Annotated in this window: 10 protein-coding genes; 7 read left to right on the top strand and 3 right to left on the bottom strand. The window is 37.9% G+C overall.

Going from position 1 to position 16,626, the window contains the following annotated elements; translation table 11 throughout:
- Nucleotides 1-168: 168 nt before the first annotated feature.
- The 3 genes from QM481_RS08715 to QM481_RS08725 all read left to right on the top strand — a co-directional run bounded on the left by QM481_RS08715 (nt 169) and on the right by QM481_RS08725 (nt 4,046).
- Complete coding sequence (locus tag QM481_RS08715) at nt 169-1,161, top strand: ion channel (protein WP_283344983.1); 993 nt, start codon at nt 169-171, stop codon at nt 1,159-1,161.
- 72 nt (nt 1,162-1,233) lie between these two features.
- A complete protein-coding gene (locus tag QM481_RS08720; protein WP_283381453.1) occupies nt 1,234-2,145 on the top strand; it encodes a S66 peptidase family protein in 912 nt (303 codons plus the stop codon).
- A 362-nt stretch (nt 2,146-2,507) separates the two neighbouring features.
- The gene (locus tag QM481_RS08725) at nt 2,508-4,046 is read left to right on the top strand and encodes a YifB family Mg chelatase-like AAA ATPase (RefSeq protein ID WP_166552586.1); all 1,539 of its coding nucleotides are present in this window, start codon (nt 2,508-2,510) and stop codon (nt 4,044-4,046) included.
- Nucleotides 4,047-4,221: 175 nt separating this feature from the next.
- Here QM481_RS08725 and QM481_RS08730 read toward each other — a convergent pair whose 3' ends face one another.
- Complete coding sequence (locus QM481_RS08730) at nt 4,222-5,088, bottom strand: AraC family transcriptional regulator (protein ID WP_166552587.1); 867 nt, start codon at nt 5,086-5,088, stop codon at nt 4,222-4,224.
- Between the two features lie 286 nt (nt 5,089-5,374).
- Here QM481_RS08730 and QM481_RS08735 point away from each other — a divergent pair, with 286 nt between their 5' ends.
- Both QM481_RS08735 and prmA read left to right on the top strand, forming a co-directional pair.
- Complete coding sequence (locus QM481_RS08735) at nt 5,375-5,938, top strand: RNA polymerase sigma factor (RefSeq protein ID WP_166552588.1); 564 nt, start codon at nt 5,375-5,377, stop codon at nt 5,936-5,938.
- A gap of 142 nt (nt 5,939-6,080) precedes the next feature.
- Complete coding sequence (gene prmA, locus QM481_RS08740; RefSeq protein WP_166552589.1) at nt 6,081-6,917, top strand: 50S ribosomal protein L11 methyltransferase; 837 nt, start codon at nt 6,081-6,083, stop codon at nt 6,915-6,917.
- Nucleotides 6,918-7,414: 497 nt separating this feature from the next.
- On the opposite strand, the gene QM481_RS08745 is transcribed toward prmA, so the two are convergent.
- Together QM481_RS08745 and QM481_RS08750 are read right to left on the bottom strand one after the other, a co-directional pair.
- Complete coding sequence (locus QM481_RS08745; RefSeq protein ID WP_283381454.1) at nt 7,415-8,257, bottom strand: patatin-like phospholipase family protein; 843 nt, start codon at nt 8,255-8,257, stop codon at nt 7,415-7,417.
- Nucleotides 8,258-8,444: 187 nt separating this feature from the next.
- Nucleotides 8,445-9,680 carry an alkaline phosphatase family protein gene (locus tag QM481_RS08750; RefSeq protein WP_283381455.1) on the bottom strand — a complete coding sequence of 412 codons (1,236 nt, stop codon included), beginning with the start codon at nt 9,678-9,680 and terminating at the stop codon, nt 8,445-8,447.
- Between the two features lie 348 nt (nt 9,681-10,028).
- Here QM481_RS08750 and QM481_RS08755 point away from each other — a divergent pair, with 348 nt between their 5' ends.
- Both QM481_RS08755 and QM481_RS08760 read left to right on the top strand, forming a co-directional pair.
- Complete coding sequence (locus QM481_RS08755; protein WP_283381456.1) at nt 10,029-14,741, top strand: hypothetical protein; 4,713 nt, start codon at nt 10,029-10,031, stop codon at nt 14,739-14,741.
- 198 nt (nt 14,742-14,939) lie between these two features.
- Nucleotides 14,940-16,193, top strand: a complete 1,254-nt coding sequence (locus QM481_RS08760; RefSeq protein WP_374760888.1) for a metal-dependent hydrolase family protein — start codon at nt 14,940-14,942, stop codon at nt 16,191-16,193.
- Nucleotides 16,194-16,626: the final 433 nt, after the last annotated feature.

Below are 16,626 nucleotides of genomic sequence, written 5' to 3' on the forward strand. Positions count from 1 at the left end.
TTTATGATGCTCTGAGGTAGGAACCTATTCGGAAGTTATTGAAATTCGTTGAAGAAAAAAAAAGTATTATAGGGTTTTGAAGGTTACAAGGGTCTTCTCTAAAATTACGAAACGATTTGGACTTCAAAATATGTTAGCTATAAAAATCCCTTTCCAACATACACATATATGGCTTTATTACGCTATAAAAACGATAAATACCTCAAACAGGAAGAAAGTAGACAAGAACTTGGTTTTGGCAAACAAGTAGGCGAAGCCCAACGATTGGTCAATCGAGACGGAAGTTTTAATGTCAAAAGGGTTGGCTCTTCTATTCTCGACCGTATCAATATATATCATGAACTGATTACATGTACATGGCCTCAATTTTTTATGATAGTGGTTGTGTATTTTATGGTGGTCAATCTGCTATTCGCAGGACTGTATAATGTCATCGGAATGGAGCACCTTCAAGGAGCTGACATGAGCACGCCTACTATGCGATTTATGGATGCTTTTTTCTTTTCAGCCCAAACTCTTACCACGGTTGGTTACGGACGTATTGCCCCAACAGGCTTATTGATGAGTACCGTCGCATCGTTAGAGTCGCTGTTGGGACTAATGGGCTTTGCGATTGCTACGGGGTTATTGTATGGACGTTTTTCTCGTCCTATTGCTCATATTTTATACTCTGATAAAGCTGTTGTAGCACCCTATTTGGATATGACAGGTTTGATGTTTCGTATCGTAAACGCTCGAGATAACCAAATAATTGATTTGTCGGTAGAAGTTAATTTATCGATGCTTCAAAAAGATGAACATGGCAGAAAAACACGCTCTTATAATCGCTTGCATTTGGAGCGTAGTCAAGTAAATTTCTTTCCTGGCAGTTGGACAATCGTTCATCCTATTACCGATGAAAGCCCGTTGTTTGGTATGAGTCAAGAAGAGCTTCTTGAAAAACATGCAGAGTTTTTGATTTTGATAAAAGGAACCGAAGATACCTTCAATCAGACAGTTCATTCTCGTAGCTCATATCATGCCGAGGAGGTAATATTTGGACAAAAGTTTGTTTCAATGTTTGGTGAAATAGATAGTAGTGGTCACGTAGTCTTGGATTTGAGTAAATTATCAGAGACAAATCCAGTGCCATTGGCCAGCGAATTGTTTCCTGAAGAGTAAATATTTGTATCTCTTTAGAATTTTGTAAATTTACATCTTGTGTAAACGGTAAAATTTAGATTGAATAATTAGATGCAAAAACCTCCATTTTTGAAAAAAGGCGATACCGTAGGAGTATTGGCATTGGCGTGGAAAGTCGCTTTTGAAGATTTAGAAGCAGCAATTGCTTATATGGAAACAGAATGGGAACTCAAGGTTGTTTTGGGGGAGTCATTGAAAACAAGCTATAATCAATATGCAGCAACCGATGAAGTTCGTGCGAGAGATTTTCAACAAATGTTAGATAATCCATCCATCAAAGCGATTTTTTCGGCAAGAGGAGGTTATGGAAGTGCTAGAATTTTAGACCAAATCAATTTTGATGATTTTTTAGAAAACCCAAAATGGTTGATTGGTTTTTCTGATATTACGGCGGTGCTTTGTCATGCTTTTTGTTTGGGTGTCGAAAGTATCCATGGTGTAATGCCTAAATTGTTTTTGCAAGAAGGTGGAGCACAAAGTTTGGAATCACTCAAAGACGTGTTATTTGGGAAACCTGTATCTTATCAGGTACCAAGCCATCCTATGAATCATAAAGGAAAAGCACAAGGGCAGTTAGTTGGGGGTAATTTGGCGTTGATGGTGCATTTGATAGGTTCTAGGTCGGAGGTGAACTTAAGCGGTAAAATTCTATTTCTAGAAGATGTTGGAGAATATCATTACGCACTCGACCGCATGATGATTCAGCTTAAGCGTACTGGGCAGTTGGCCGAACTAGCAGGTTTGATAGTAGGACATTTTTCTAATCTATCTGACGACCCTTCTATCTATGGAAAAACAGCTTATGAAATCGTCGAAGAAGCCGTTACTGAATATGAATATCCTCGCTCCTATGGTTTTCCAGTCGGGCACGAACCCGAAAACTGGGCTATGCCTGTAGGCCGAGAAATAGAATTAACCGTACTCGAAAATCATTGTACATTGGTCGAAAGAATAATTGAGTGATTGAATGAGTGATTTTTTATTAATTTTTATCTGTAAAAAGATATAGTTTCCTCTGTATTGTGGTCTTTTAGAAATAATCACTCAATCACAATCCACTCAATAACTAAATGAACAAGTAATCGTGTGAAATTAAGTTTGATGAATTAATGATATGAAATTTAGTGGGCAAAATTAACTTAGTTTTACCCGCATTAAGCTACAGGCTTTATGCCATAGGCTAAAAGTTAAAAAGTATTTTTCAGAATAAGTAAAGTTTTTTTGCCTAACGCCTAAAGCGTATTAAGAATTAATACTTATCATAAATTTATACTCAGAACTCAACACTCATATATACATCTATCACTTTACCTAACATTTTAATCATGCTTGCTAAAACTTATGGAAGCGCCGTTCATGGCGTAGATGCTACTATTATTACCGTTGAGGTAAGTGAAGGTCAAGGACAAGGATTTTTTATCGTGGGTCTACCTGATGGAGCCGTGAAAGAATCTGCTCACCGAGTCGAATCTGCTATTAAACAAACAGGCTATTTTTTTCCACGGACCAAGGTGGTGGTAAATTTGGCACCTGCTGATATTCGAAAAGAAGGCTCTGCGTACGATTTACCGATTGCTTTGGGCGTAATTCATGCCTCCGAACAAGCACATTTACCTGTCTTGGAAGATTATGTCATTATGGGTGAATTGGCATTGGATGGCGCTTTACGACCGATTAAAGGTGTTTTGCCAATTGCTATTGAAGCACGTAAGCAAGGATATAAAGGTTTTATTTTACCTGTCGAAAATGCCTCAGAAGCCTCGATTGTGAATAATCTGGATATTATAGGGGTTAAAAATATCGGTGAAGCTATCGGTTTTTTGAAAGGAAGCCTTGAAATAAAACCTACTATAACAGATACGAGAGACATATTTTTTCATTCTCAAAATGATTACGATGTCGATTTCTCGCATGTACAAGGGCAAGAAAATATCAAACGTGCGCTTGAGATAGCCGCTGCTGGTGGTCATAATGCCATTATGATTGGACCTCCTGGAGCAGGGAAAACTATGCTAGCCAAACGTCTGCCAACGATTTTGCCTCCACTCACTTTACAAGAAGCTCTCGAAACGACCAAGATTCATTCGGTGGCTGGTAAGCTAGGTACAAAAGCTACCCTGATTTCTACTCGACCGTATCGTTCGCCTCATCATACCATTTCGGATGCCGCTTTGGTGGGTGGAGGCTCAAATCCCCAGCCCGGTGAAATATCGCTAGCACATAATGGCGTTTTGTTTTTGGATGAATTACCCGAATTCAAAAAGTCTGCATTAGAGGTAATGCGTCAACCTTTGGAAGAAAGAAAAGTAAGTATTTCGAGAGCAAGATGGGCGGTCGAGTTTCCGTCTAATTTTATGTTGATAGCAAGTATGAATCCTTGTCCCTGTGGCTACTATAATCATCCCGAAAAAGAATGTAGTTGTCCTCCGGGAACAGTACAAAAATATTTGAATAAAATCTCAGGTCCACTCCTCGACCGTATCGATTTACACGTGGAGGTAACGCCTGTCAATTTTGACCAACTATCGTCTACTCGCAAAACTGAAACTAGCGAAGAGATAAGAGCAAGAGTAATCAAGGCCAGAACGATACAAACCGAGCGTTTTAAAGATTATCCTGCAATACATTCAAATGCGATGATGCCATCGCAAATGGTAAAGGAAGTTTGTGTGCTTGAACCTGTAGGCGTTTTGTTGCTCAAGCGAGCTATGGAAAAACTCCAACTTTCTGCGCGTGCCTACGACCGTATTTTGCGTGTAGCACGTACGATTGCCGATTTGGCAGGTACCGAAAACATCCAAACCGAACACATCGCCGAAGCTATCCAATACCGAAGCCTAGATAGAGAAAATTGGGCGGGATAACTATTAATTGTGAATTTTGAATGAGTGAATTGTGAATGTCAGAAATTTGAATACGAGGCTAAAGTTAAATTTTTGACAGATATACAAGTTTATATTTTAACTATCAAAGTGTATAAAGTAAACTGAGAAATACTAATAAATTCACAATTCACTCATTCTCAATTCGTCATTCCTCCTACACCTTATACAACTGCTGATATTCATTAGGGCGCATTTTCATGATACTTTTGAAAGTACGATTGAAGTGCGATAGATTATTGAACCCACTTTCATAGGCGATTTGGGATATACTTAGTTTTTCTTCTGCCAATAGTTTACAGGCATGACCAATACGCAGTTCTAGCAAAAACTGGAAATAAGTTTTGCGAGTATGCGTTTTGAAATATCTACAAAAAGAATTGACACTAATATTGGCTACTTCTGCCACTTCCTGCAAAGTAATATCTCTCGTAAAATTATTGAGAGAAAAAGAAAAAATCTGGTCAATACGTTTGGTATTCTGTTCGTCCAAACTGGCCGTGCCTTCAGTTTGAGAAACGTAAGTGTAATCAGTAGCTCCAGCAAATATTTTAAGGACTTTTAGCAGTAAAATCACACGGTCGATACCCGACGACTGTCGCATTTGGTCAATCAGTACACCTGCTTGGTCACGAGCTTCGCCCCGAATCATCATTCCTTTTCGAATTCTCGAAAATAAATCGCTCAAACTTACCGCCTCAGGTAATTTCATGAAAGTTTCGCCCAAAAAATTGGGATCAAAGTGAATCACATTCGATTTGGAAAGTAAATCCATACTTTGCTCAAAATATTGCGGGTCGCTTCTAAAAAAATGCGGTGCATTAGCGCCAACAATAATCAAATCATCTTCACGATAATTACTCACACCATCGCCAACCAATAACATTCCTGTACCATTTAGGATATGTACAATTTCGATTTCGGGGTGATAATGCCAGTGACTATAGAAATAAGGCACTGCATCTTGGCGTATGCTAAAAGATTGCTCTGGCCCTACCTGAACTTTACGAAAAAGAGGCTTCATTGTGAGTAAATTATTGATATATTTTATAAAAATACTATATATATGCCAATATAGTATCAGAAACTACTAATTAACGAAAAGTTTTATTCATTTTTTTTTAGTCATTTTGTAAAGAAATCTTACCAAAATATCTTCGTTTTATTCTATTTAAAATTATTTAGTAAAAAGTCGAAATTATAATACTGGTTTTGGGTATATACGACAAAATAGTATAATCGAAAATTTTTATATGTGATATATTACTAAACTAGAACTTGTTGTGTCCCTTGTGTAAAATTATTGTCCTATGAAAAAATTAACTGCTCACGAAAACCTTACCTTATGGCAACAGTTTAAGTCTGGTGATGCCCATGCGTTTCAGTTGGTGTATTTGAAGTACTACAAGGTTTTGATTCGCTATGGCAACAAAATCTCGATGGATACCGAGCAGGTAATGGATGCAGTTCATGATTTATTCCTTAACCTTTGGAATCGTAGGACGTTCCTTTCGGACACTGACAATATAGAACCTTACCTTAAAACCTCTCTTAGGCATGAGCTAGTACGTCGTGTGGCCGAATCACGCAATAGTTATTCTTTCGATGATTCACCAGAGCTGACGTATGAATTCGAAAAGGATGCCTTTTACTATCAGCACGATAGCGATGAGCGTGAAGCAACTTTCCAACGTTTGGAAAAAGCTGTACAAGACTTGTCACCACGTGTTTGGGAAACACTCAAAATGCGTTACTTCGATAAAATGGGGAACCAGGAAATTGCCGAAAAGATGGGTATTAACTATCAATCGGTGAATAACAATATTCACCGTGGTGTTGAAACTCTTCGCCTCAAGCTTGACCAAGTAGCGTAATAACGAGCATGAAATTTGAGAATAGCCTCCTTCGGGAGGCTTTTTTGTTGTAATAGGCTTTGGAGCATCTGCGATTTTCTAAAAACCACTACCTTTGTAAAAAATTGAAACGTCAAATCAGACGTATTTTCATCATATCGTAATGAACTATATAGAACTGAAACTCACTGTAAATCCAGAATTTGCAGATATTTTTATGGCCGAGCTTGGCGAAATCGGTTTCGAAACTTTTACCGAAGAAAGCTATGGCTTGAATGCCTATGTTACTGAAGATTTGTTTTCGGAAGAAGCTGTAGACGAAATCATGGAAAGATACTTAGCCATGACTCCTATTAGTTATAGCTACAGCACGCTCGAAAAGAAAAACTGGAATGAGGAGTGGGAAAAAAGCTACGAACCTATCAGTGTAAATGGTTTGGTGCGTGTGCGTGCGAGTTTCCACGAACCAGACGACCAACATCGTTTTGATATTGTCATTAATCCTAAAATGTCATTTGGTACGGGTCACCACGAAACTACTTCGATGGTTTTGGGTATTCAAGGCTCACAATTGGCAGATGAGCACCAAGGCAAAAAAGTACTTGATGTGGGTTGTGGAACGGGTATTTTGGCAATTATGGCAGCCAAACTAGGTGCTAGCTATGTGTCAGCTTTTGATATTGAAGAATGGGCTGCCGAAAATTCACGTGAGAATGTGGAGTTGAACCATTGTGAAGGTGTAGTGGTAAGACAAGGAACAATCGACGACGAACCTGCGGATTTGTATGACATCGTGTTGGCAAATATCAATCGTAATATTTTAATGCGTGATATTCCGAAATATGTGACGTTTATGTTGCCAAAAGCTTATTTGGTAGTAAGTGGTTTTTATGAGCATGACATCGCAGATATTGAGCAAGTAGCTAACGAAGCGGGTTTGAAAAAGACCTTTTTTGATACCAAGAATAACTGGGCATCAGTTGTTTTTGAAAGAGAGTAATTGGTTATTTCAGATTGCAGATGTTGGATTTCGGAAGTACTATTTTATTTTTTCCAAGAGAAGGTTTTTCTATATTTCCGTAATCCGTTATTCCAAGTTCAATATCTTTTATTTGTTGCTAGTTAAGTACTGATAATCAGTAGGTTTGCAATGAATATGGGTTTAGTAATTGAGTGACTATTTTTAGCTAGTAGAGACGCAATGCTTTGCGTCTAAAAGGTGTCATTTTGAAATATATTATATATCAAAAAGGCGTTCGAAATTAGTTTTTCGAACGCCTTTTTTGATAAAACTTTGCTAGATATGACTTGGCTTAAGACGCAATCATTGCGTCTCTACAGCTAGAATACAAATTTTAAAATAATCACTCATGCGCTCAATCACTAAAGTCGGAATGACTTATGTTTCGGTATATAAAATGGTAGAAATGCAATGCTTTACGTCTCCAAGTCGGTTACCCAAATAAAAATATGATTTTATAATACAACGTATGATAATTATATAGCTTTTTGCTCTAGTAAATACTTCATTCCGTCGTTGATACCTTGTTGATAAGTATATTCAATTAAAGATTTATCTTTTGTCAGCCCGCCCATTTTTAAGTCTTTCGGACAAATTTCATGTATTTTAATATTCTGATAGTTGGCTCTTAATGCTTCAACTTGCGCATTGTAAACAGTAGGGTGACTTAACATTAATTCCTTGAGGGCTTTATGCTTTGCAAAGAACTTACTGCCAATAATGGTTTTAAAACTTTGTTTTTTTACATAAGAAAACTCTTGACTACGTATGACCAAAATTTCGGTTGAGCCCATTTCAATAGCTTTTTTAATCGGAAGTGGGTCTGTAAGTCCTCCATCTACATATTGGATTCCATCTATCAAAATCTTATTTTTATAAAAGACAGGAATGGCACAAGAGGCCTTCAGCACTTCCATCCAATTGCCTAATGTTGGTTGAACATAGTCTGGTAAACCAATTTCTAAATTAGAAACTACCGCAAGAAACTTCTTACTATTTTGACTCAAATAAGAAAATGCGCCTTCAACATCAATTGGATTGTATTTCTGATTAACCTCCCATAACCAGTCCAGATTCATAAAGCTTTTGCCTTGTAATACATTTTTGAAAGAAATGAAATTTTTGCTACTCATCAGCCAAGAGTATGACCTATAATCTCGATGTTGTTGTTGAGCCAGAAAGGAAGAAATATTACAGGAGCCCGCAGAAATGCCGATGTACAGACTATATGGATTATAACCCTGCTCTTGAAATGCTTGAAGAACGCCCGCAGAGTACACGCCTCTCATGCCTCCTCCTTCAACAATAAGTGTTTTCATAAACTATTTTTGTGAATGTATAGAATACAATGATTTGAATTCGAACGAACGTTAGCGCCTTTTATTATCAAAGAATATTAGTGGTCTGAAAATAAAAAGGCTCTGCATTAGTAGAAAACTGAATCTACCAATACAGAACCTTAATAAAGAGAAAGACACCATCGTCTCTCTACAAAAATCGCAACACTTATTTCTTAATTATCCCTTGTAAAACTTTAGGATCTCCGTCGATTGGAGGGGTACTAATGCCTAAAAGCTGTGCAATAAATGGATATACATGAATATTTTGGAAGGTAGGAATTTTTACTCCTTTCTTGATATTTGGACCGTTAGCATAGAAAATCGCTCCCATTTCTGGACAAGCTGTTGGGTCGAATCCGTGTACGCCCCAAACTTTACGTTTTTCTGGTTTTTTAGCGAGAGATTCTTTGTTGTAAAAACCATAACCAGGCTCTACTACCAATAGCATATCACCAATACGAGCGTTGGTATTGAAATGTAGTTTTTCTGGAATATCTGCTTTTTTATAAATCTTGAAATGCTTCTCTTTTGCTGCTATTGCATTGAATATTTCGTCAGCTTTGTCTTTATTTTTCAAGAAAATATTGCCGTGTGTGCTATTATTTACAAAAAGGAAATCTTGTTTATTTAATCCTTCCAAGAAATCATCGGCAATGATAAACGTCTCTGGACGATTTTGCATTTCGTACATACCGTGGTCGGCTGTAAGGATAACATTTACTGGTAATTTGATTTGTTTCAAACCATTCATCAACATGCCTACCAAGCTGTCTGCTTCCATTACAGCAGCTTCGGTTTCAGGTGCATTAGGACCATATTCATGTCCTTGCGTATCGACCATTGAAAAATAAATTGTAATCAGGTGTGGACGCTCAGCTTCGGGTAGATTCAACCAATCAAACACCGCCTGAACACGCTTAGGGTGCGGTACTTTGTCGTCGAAACGATGATAATAGCTTGGGTATTGACCACCAATTGGAGCTTCGGAACCTACCCAGAAATATGAGGCTGCCTTCATCCCATTTTGTTGAACTAATTGCCAAATAGGCAAACCTCCGTAGTAATAAGGGTCTTCTACTTTATCACGCTGACGAATTGAATAAAAGGTATCGCGACCCGCATCATAAAAAGTATTATCAATCAAACCGTGATGGTCTGGATACAAGCCCGTCACTAAAGTATAATGATTGGGAAAGGTTTTGCTCGGATACGAAGGAAGCATCACTTCGGCGGCAGCACCTTTTTTGATAAAACTTTTGATGTGTTTTACAGGGTATTTCTGAACATAGTCATGACGGAATCCGTCAAATGAAACCATAACCACATAGGGTTTATCGCTGTTTTGACCAAGGCTCACCAATGCCCAGCAAAGAAAGCACACAAGGCTTACTAATTTTTTCATGAAGTGTAATATTAAAATGAATGATAAATTATGTTTTGGTTTCGGGCTTTCGATACAACCGAAAGTATCTGTTTTTTGTCTTTGATAAAAGAAGGTTTCGCAACTCACAAGCTGAGCTACCTCAGTTTGAGCTAAAAAACTTTACCAAAATTAGCTTTTTCAGAAGAGAAGGTAATTAAAATTCGACGAAAAGTCCCTTTTTCATCACAAGACAAAGTCCTTTAGCGAAAAGCTGTGTAATCCTCGGACTTGGCAATACCTTTGCGAAAAAGTCGTTATTTTTACCAGAACAACCTATGGTTTCGGAGAAATTCCTCCAAATCACTCTAACACTAAAAAATACTATCCATGAAACTCAAAATTTACTTTTTGTTAGTTCTGGGCTTACTTTTTACCATAAAATCCTATGGTCAAGGTCTAAAACTATCAGATAAGCCAGAGGAATTTTTGGCTGATGCCCAAAATGTGCTGAGTGTATCGGGTAATCCACAAGCCGAAAATATAGCCAAGGGCTTTGAAAAACTATGGAACTCCGAAAAACTGGGTAGCCCACAAAAGACCAAGATAGCGAGCCTTTCTAATTTTATGTTCAAAAAAGGATATAAACCTCCCCATTTTTCGAACCTATTTGATGTTTTTGTGACAGGCTCAAATACTAGTCAACTCTCAGGCACTACGCTAGATGCTTTTCTCGAAACGCTACGCAAATCTGTAGAGAGCAACGATACTAAAACAACACTTCGCTTGATAGAAATTACGAAATTGTTGTTTGGTAATAAGGCTGTGTATTATACCAATTACAATCGCTTGTATGTGTTGGATGGTAGTATTAGTTTTCAGTTTAATGACCAAAAAGTAGAGCTTTCAAATACAACTACCACGCCAACCAACAATAATACTGCTTCTGTTGCTCCTTCAAATAACGATGGCTGGGACGATGCCCCTCCCACACCAAGCAACAATGGCACAACCCCTGCGCCGGTTGAAGAAACAGCTCCATTGTTTATCAACCCTGGTCCAGCGATTGTTTTCAAGACAATCAATCTTTCTATTGTTACAGCCAGCGATTCGGCAACTTTGATAGGGACTAATGCTACATTGGGTATCAAAGATGGAGTATTGCTTGGTACTGGTGGAAAATTTACTTGGGAGACAGTTGGTTTGCCACAGGCTTTTGCCGTGCTGGACAATTTCAGTATGGATATTCGTAATCCAAGGCTCAAAGCAGAGTCGTCGACTTTGACTTATGCCGATAAATTAATCAATCCTATCAAGGGTGTCTTTGAGTTTCAGAGCAAAAAACGTCCTAAAAATGTAGTATCGACCTTTCCTCGTTTTATGTCTTTCAAAAATGAGGCAACTCTAAAAAAATCTGCTGATTTTGAGTACAAAGGAGGTTTTGCTTTATCAGGAAGTACTATTTTGAGTTCTTCTTTACAAGATAAATATACAACCATTGTTGTGAAAAAAGATGGCAAAATAGCCTTCAAAATATCAGGAAGAAGATTTGTTGTAGGAGACTCTTTGATAACTTCCCCCGCAGCAACTTTTACAGGATATTTTGCCGAAAATGACTCTATTTATCATCCTTTAGGAAAATTAGTATATGACCGTCTGCAACAAAATCTGAGATTGAGTAAAGTAGACGAAGGAGGCTTTAAAGAAGCGAGTTATGTTGATAGTTATCATAAATTAGAAATTACTGCCGATGCTATGCGCTGGAGCTTGCGTGACCACAAAGTAGATTTTTATATTTTGGTGGCTAAAAATGTAGTTCCTGCTCTATTTGAGTCATTTGATTATTTTAATCCTGAGCGCTTCAACAAAATTTCAGAAACGTTTAGTTTTAATCCATTAGTGGTAGTAAATAATTATGCCAAAAAGAATAATCTAACTACTGTCAAGCTTTCTGAATTGGCAAAAGCATACAACAAAGACCTAGTTACGCTAAAACCTGTGTTTTTGGCCATGATGCAAAAGGGATACTTTGAATATGACCCAGAGGTGGAAACGATTAAACTTTCAAGAAAAGGAAGCCATTATTTGTCTGTTCAAACTACCAAGCGAGATTATGATAACTTACTAATCCCTTCGCTTTATGCGACAAGTAGTAAAGATACTACTGCAAATGCTACCTTGAGTTTAAAAGATAATCAATTGATTATTAGAGGTGTAAAGCAGTTTTATTTGTCTGATTCGCTCAATGTATTCATGGCACCTTACGATAATCTCATTAAGGTAAACAAAGACCGAAACTTCGGGATTAGTGGAGAGTTGAAGACTGGTAATTTTAGATTTAGAGGAAAAGACTTATCCTTTAATTATGGGGAATTTAGCGTCAAATTGAATAAAATCGACTCTATTACCTTTATTCCTCAAAAAGAACTTGCTAAACGTGGCAGAACCGAAATTGGTGGTGATTTGAAATACGAATCAGGGACGATTTATATCAACAAACCTGACAACAAATCGGGTCGTCAGCGATTGGTTGAATACCCTCGCTTGGTGGTTCCTACTGGCGTTACGGCCTATTTCGACCATGTTTATCGTGGACAAATGGCATACAACAAAAAGGTATATTTTAAAGTCCCAAGTATCGATTTTGACAGTTTGAATATCAAGGATATCGACTTTGTTGGAACCTTCTACTCGGATGGAATCTTCCCTCCTTTTAAAGAAACCTTGATTTCGATGCCAGACAATACCCTTGGGTTTAGCCACAAAGTAGCGGAGGGTAAATACGTGCTTTACAATAGCAAAAGCTTTATCAAGTTTGAAGAACCATTGATAATGGACAAACGAGGCTTGCATACCGCTGGTGAAATCAACCACCTGACGGCGCAGATTCAAGCTAAAGAAGCTGTATTTACACAAGATTCTGTCAACGCTACAGGTACTATCGGTAAAATCAATGAGGGTGCTGTAGGTCAAGCCTATTTTACCAAAGTAGATATTAAAAACTACTCTTTAAAATGGCAGCCTAAAGTGGATAGCATGTTGATTGAAACCAAAGGTAATTCATTTGAATTTTATGCAGCTTCTTCAAAACTAGAAGGGAAACTATTGGTTCGTCAGTCGGGTATGTTTGGTTTTGGTAAAGTACACCGCCAAGATTCAGAGACAGAGTCTGATAATTTCAAATTTGGAAAAGATGGGTTCTCCGCAGAGCCAGCTAATTTAATGGTAGGTAGTAATCTAAAGGCGGCTAAACCAGCTTTGTTTGGAAAGCACATGAATGTGTATTTTAATTTGACTACGGGTAAAGTAAATATCAAAACTCCTGCCGTACTCAAGCTCGAGGATTCTACCAGTATGTATTTCCCTTATACGGCCTACCGCACGTCTATCAATAGTGCAGAATGGGATATTAATAAGAAAAATATTACGATGAAAGGTGATATAAAAACATCTACCTTTACTTCAATCGAGCCATCGCAAGAAGGTTTGACATTCAACGCTTCGGGAGCTCTTTATGAGATAGAAAAACAATCACTCAATATCAGCGGAGTGCCATTTATTAAGTCTGCTGATGCCAAAATTATTCCTGATCAAGGACAAGTATCGATTCGTCGAGATGCCGAAATGAAGACTTTCTATAATGCCAAACTCGAAATCGATACGCTTACAAGTTATCATAAACTCGTTGGAGGTAATATTCGAATTTTGTCAAGAAATGCTTTCGAAGGCGACGCTATCTATCGTTTCCCGAACTTGGTTGGCGATACTCTTAATCTTAAGATAGGAAACTTTACTTTTAAAGAAATTGGTGCTGATGACCGTAAAAATAAAAAAGTAAAAGCTATTACGACTACGGCTAAAGCGACAGTAGATGAGAAAGACAAATTCCATCTTTCGTCAAAAATTCTTTATAAAGGCGACGTAATTTTAACAGCTTCTGAAAAGAACCTGAAAATGGAAGGTTTTATCAAACCCGAAACCAAAGGTCGTTCAGATGTAATTAGTTGGATTCCATACAAGGGCAATAGCACCAACAATCTAACACTAGACGTACAACCTGAACTAAAAAGCGATATAAATACACAATTGCTAGCAGGTTTGCACTTCCGTACAGCTTCTACAGGGCTATACACGACCTTTTTATCAGAGAAAACGGATGCGAAAGACGAAAATATTTTTGTAGTAAATGGTAAGTTTAGGGACATTTCAAAATCATCGAGATTTGAGATTGGTCCTGAAGAAACCGAAAAGTCTTATGAAGCTACCCGATATATTTATGACGATACGAAAAAGACCTTAAACCTAGAAGGAGCGTTCAATTTCTTTACGCCAAATAATTATATTCAAGGAGCAGGTTTTGCTGATATTCGAATAGATAGTAGTAAATACAAATTTGACCAAATGCTATTAATCAACTTCCCTATGCCTTCGGAAGTATTAAAAGCATTATCAGATAAAATTGTCAAAATCAATCTAGATTCGAGAGATAATGGCAGCGCCGATGAACCTGAAGATAAAGAGCGCTTGATGTCAAAATTGGCGAATTTGGTAGGTCACAAAGCTGTAGAGTCCATCGAACGTCGCTTGAAAAATGAACACGTGCCTGTACATACTATCAACTCCAAATTGAATACTTCGTTGGTATTTTCTAAGGTTAATCTACGCTATTCTGACCAACAATCGGCTTTCTATTCAACAGGGAAACTGAGCTTGGCAAGTATTGGTGGAACGGATATTAACTCGGAAGTTGATGGGTATTTAGAAATGCGCAAAACCAATGAAGGAGATGAGTTCTATTTGTATTTAGCTCCAAACGAAGACACATGGTACTTTTTGGGTTATATCAAAGGCGAAATGGGCGTAATTTCATCCGATGCAGAATTCAATAATGCAGTAGCCGCCAAAGCCAAAGGTGTGAAGAAAGGAAGTGGTAAAAACTCCTATATTTTCTTAGGTGTTGGAGCCGAAGAAAAACTTGCATTCGTGGAGCGATTTATGGAAGCTTACAGAGTCAAGGATACTAAGCAGAAAAAAGTTGCACAAGGTGACGACAAGACCAAAAAAGTAGAGAAGAAAAAAGAGGAAGCCAAAGACGGCTTCTAGCAAATGAAAGCCACTTCGCAAGAGGTGGCTTTTTTGTTGTAGATCTTTCCAGAAAGATGCCTGTAGAAGGATGAAGTTTTAAGGAAGAATTTTTACATTTACGATTATGGTGTTTTACAAAACACTCCTAACTCATTCATCAAACTAAAAGCGCTGATTGACAAGACTTTTTGTGCTATTAGAGCTCTATTTCAAGAAATGTTAAAAAAGGTTTTACTCTCTGGATTCATGCTTGTTGCAGGCCTACAAGCATCAGCTCAAGAAAAATGGCTCTTATTGAAGCCACAGCAAGTTTTTGATGGCGAAAACTTACAATCTAATTGGCAAGTATTGGTACATAACCAACGAATAGAGGCAGTTGGAGTAGCTTTAAAAATACCAGCTAATACTGAAATCATTGATCTGCCTAACTGTACCTTGCTCCCAGGACTCATAGAGGGGCATTCTCATTTGCTGCTACACCCTTACAACGAGGTTACATGGGATGACCAAGTCTTACGTGAATCTCGTGCTGAGCGTATTTTAAGAGCAGGTAATCATGCTCGCAAAACGTTGTTGGCTGGCTTTACTACGGTAAGAGATTTAGGTTCAGAAGGAGCAGATTATGATGACGTAGGATTGAAACAATCTATCGAAAAAGGTGTAATCCAAGGTCCTCGTATGCTTGTTGCGGGTCGAGCACTTGTAACTACAGGAAGCTACGGTCCCAAAGGATTTCAGTCGGATGTATCAGTCATACAAGGTGCTGAGGAGGCAGATGGTGTAGATAATTTGGCAAAAGCTGTGCGTACCCAAATTGGCAAAGGAGCTGATGTGGTGAAGGTATATGCGGATTATCGATGGGGTTTATTCAAAGATGCTCAGCCTACTTTTTTGGAGTCAGAACTCAAAATGGTGGTAGATATAGCACGCAGTTCAGGACGAGACGTCGTGGCTCATGCTTCCACAGCGGAAGGTATTCGAAGAGCCGTAATGGCAGGTGTAAAGACCATTGAGCATGGCGATAATGCTACGCCAGAAGTTTTTGCTTTGATGAAACAGTATGATGTTTGCTTTTGCCCAACGCTAGCTGCTGGCGATGCTATTTCACAATATAGAGGTTGGAAAAAAGGACAAGAGCCCGAACCTGAGCGTATAGTGACTAAACGTAAAGCCTTCAAACAAGCGTTAGAATCAGGGGTGAAAATTTGTATGGGTGGCGATGTTGGCGTATTTAACCATGGCGATAATGCACGAGAATTAGAATTGATGGTGGAGTATGGAATGAAACCTCTGGAGGTATTACGTTCGAGTACCTCTATCAATGCTGATGTTTTTAAATTGAAAGAACTAGGCAGAATCAAAGCAGGAAATTTGGCTGATATTGTCGTGGTAGAAGGCAATCCTTTGCAAGATATTAAAGCCATTAGAAAGGTGAAAATGGTACTCAAAGGTGGAATTAAAGTCGATTAATAAATTATTGAGGAAAAAAAAGTAAAAGTAGATGTAGGCTTCCCAAACAAATGAGTATATTTAAAATCTATTGGCCTTCTAAGCATGACATTAATGCTTGTTTGGTCTCCATTTCTAAACCCAAAGTTGCTCAAAAGCTTGGTGAATAAATCAAAGTAGGTACACTACATCTTTGACCTAGTTATGACTATGAAAAGAATATGAATCTCTACTTTTACAAGAATAAAAAGCATTTGGTCAGGATAAATTTAGAGTTATGATAATAACTACCGCTCACTAACTTTTATGCTAAATTCTACTAGAAAAAAGTATATTTGTTGATGGAAAGAAGAGTTTTTTACCATAGAAGTAAAGGTTTAAAAACCCTAAAAATGCCTGTTTTGGAGCTTTGCACCAACCACAACTCAGCAATTCAGTACCAATTAAATAAGTA

Source organism: Flectobacillus rivi (genome assembly GCF_030056655.1).
Classification (GTDB): Bacteria; Bacteroidota; Bacteroidia; order Cytophagales; family Spirosomataceae; genus Flectobacillus; species Flectobacillus rivi.

Coding starts and splice junctions, on each gene's coding strand:
- QM481_RS08750 (WP_283381455.1), bottom strand. CDS start 9,680: ATGAAAAAATTAGTAAGCCTTGTGTGCTTTCTTTGCTGGGCATTGGTG.
- QM481_RS08735 (WP_166552588.1), top strand. CDS start 5,375: ATGAAAAAATTAACTGCTCACGAAAACCTTACCTTATGGCAACAGTTT.
- prmA (WP_166552589.1), top strand. CDS start 6,081: ATGAACTATATAGAACTGAAACTCACTGTAAATCCAGAATTTGCAGAT.
- QM481_RS08720 (WP_283381453.1), top strand. CDS start 1,234: ATGCAAAAACCTCCATTTTTGAAAAAAGGCGATACCGTAGGAGTATTG.
- QM481_RS08760 (WP_374760888.1), top strand. CDS start 14,940: ATGTTAAAAAAGGTTTTACTCTCTGGATTCATGCTTGTTGCAGGCCTA.
- QM481_RS08725 (WP_166552586.1), top strand. CDS start 2,508: ATGCTTGCTAAAACTTATGGAAGCGCCGTTCATGGCGTAGATGCTACT.
- QM481_RS08715 (WP_283344983.1), top strand. CDS start 169: ATGGCTTTATTACGCTATAAAAACGATAAATACCTCAAACAGGAAGAA.
- QM481_RS08755 (WP_283381456.1), top strand. CDS start 10,029: ATGAAACTCAAAATTTACTTTTTGTTAGTTCTGGGCTTACTTTTTACC.
- QM481_RS08730 (WP_166552587.1), bottom strand. CDS start 5,088: ATGAAGCCTCTTTTTCGTAAAGTTCAGGTAGGGCCAGAGCAATCTTTT.
- QM481_RS08745 (WP_283381454.1), bottom strand. CDS start 8,257: ATGAAAACACTTATTGTTGAAGGAGGAGGCATGAGAGGCGTGTACTCT.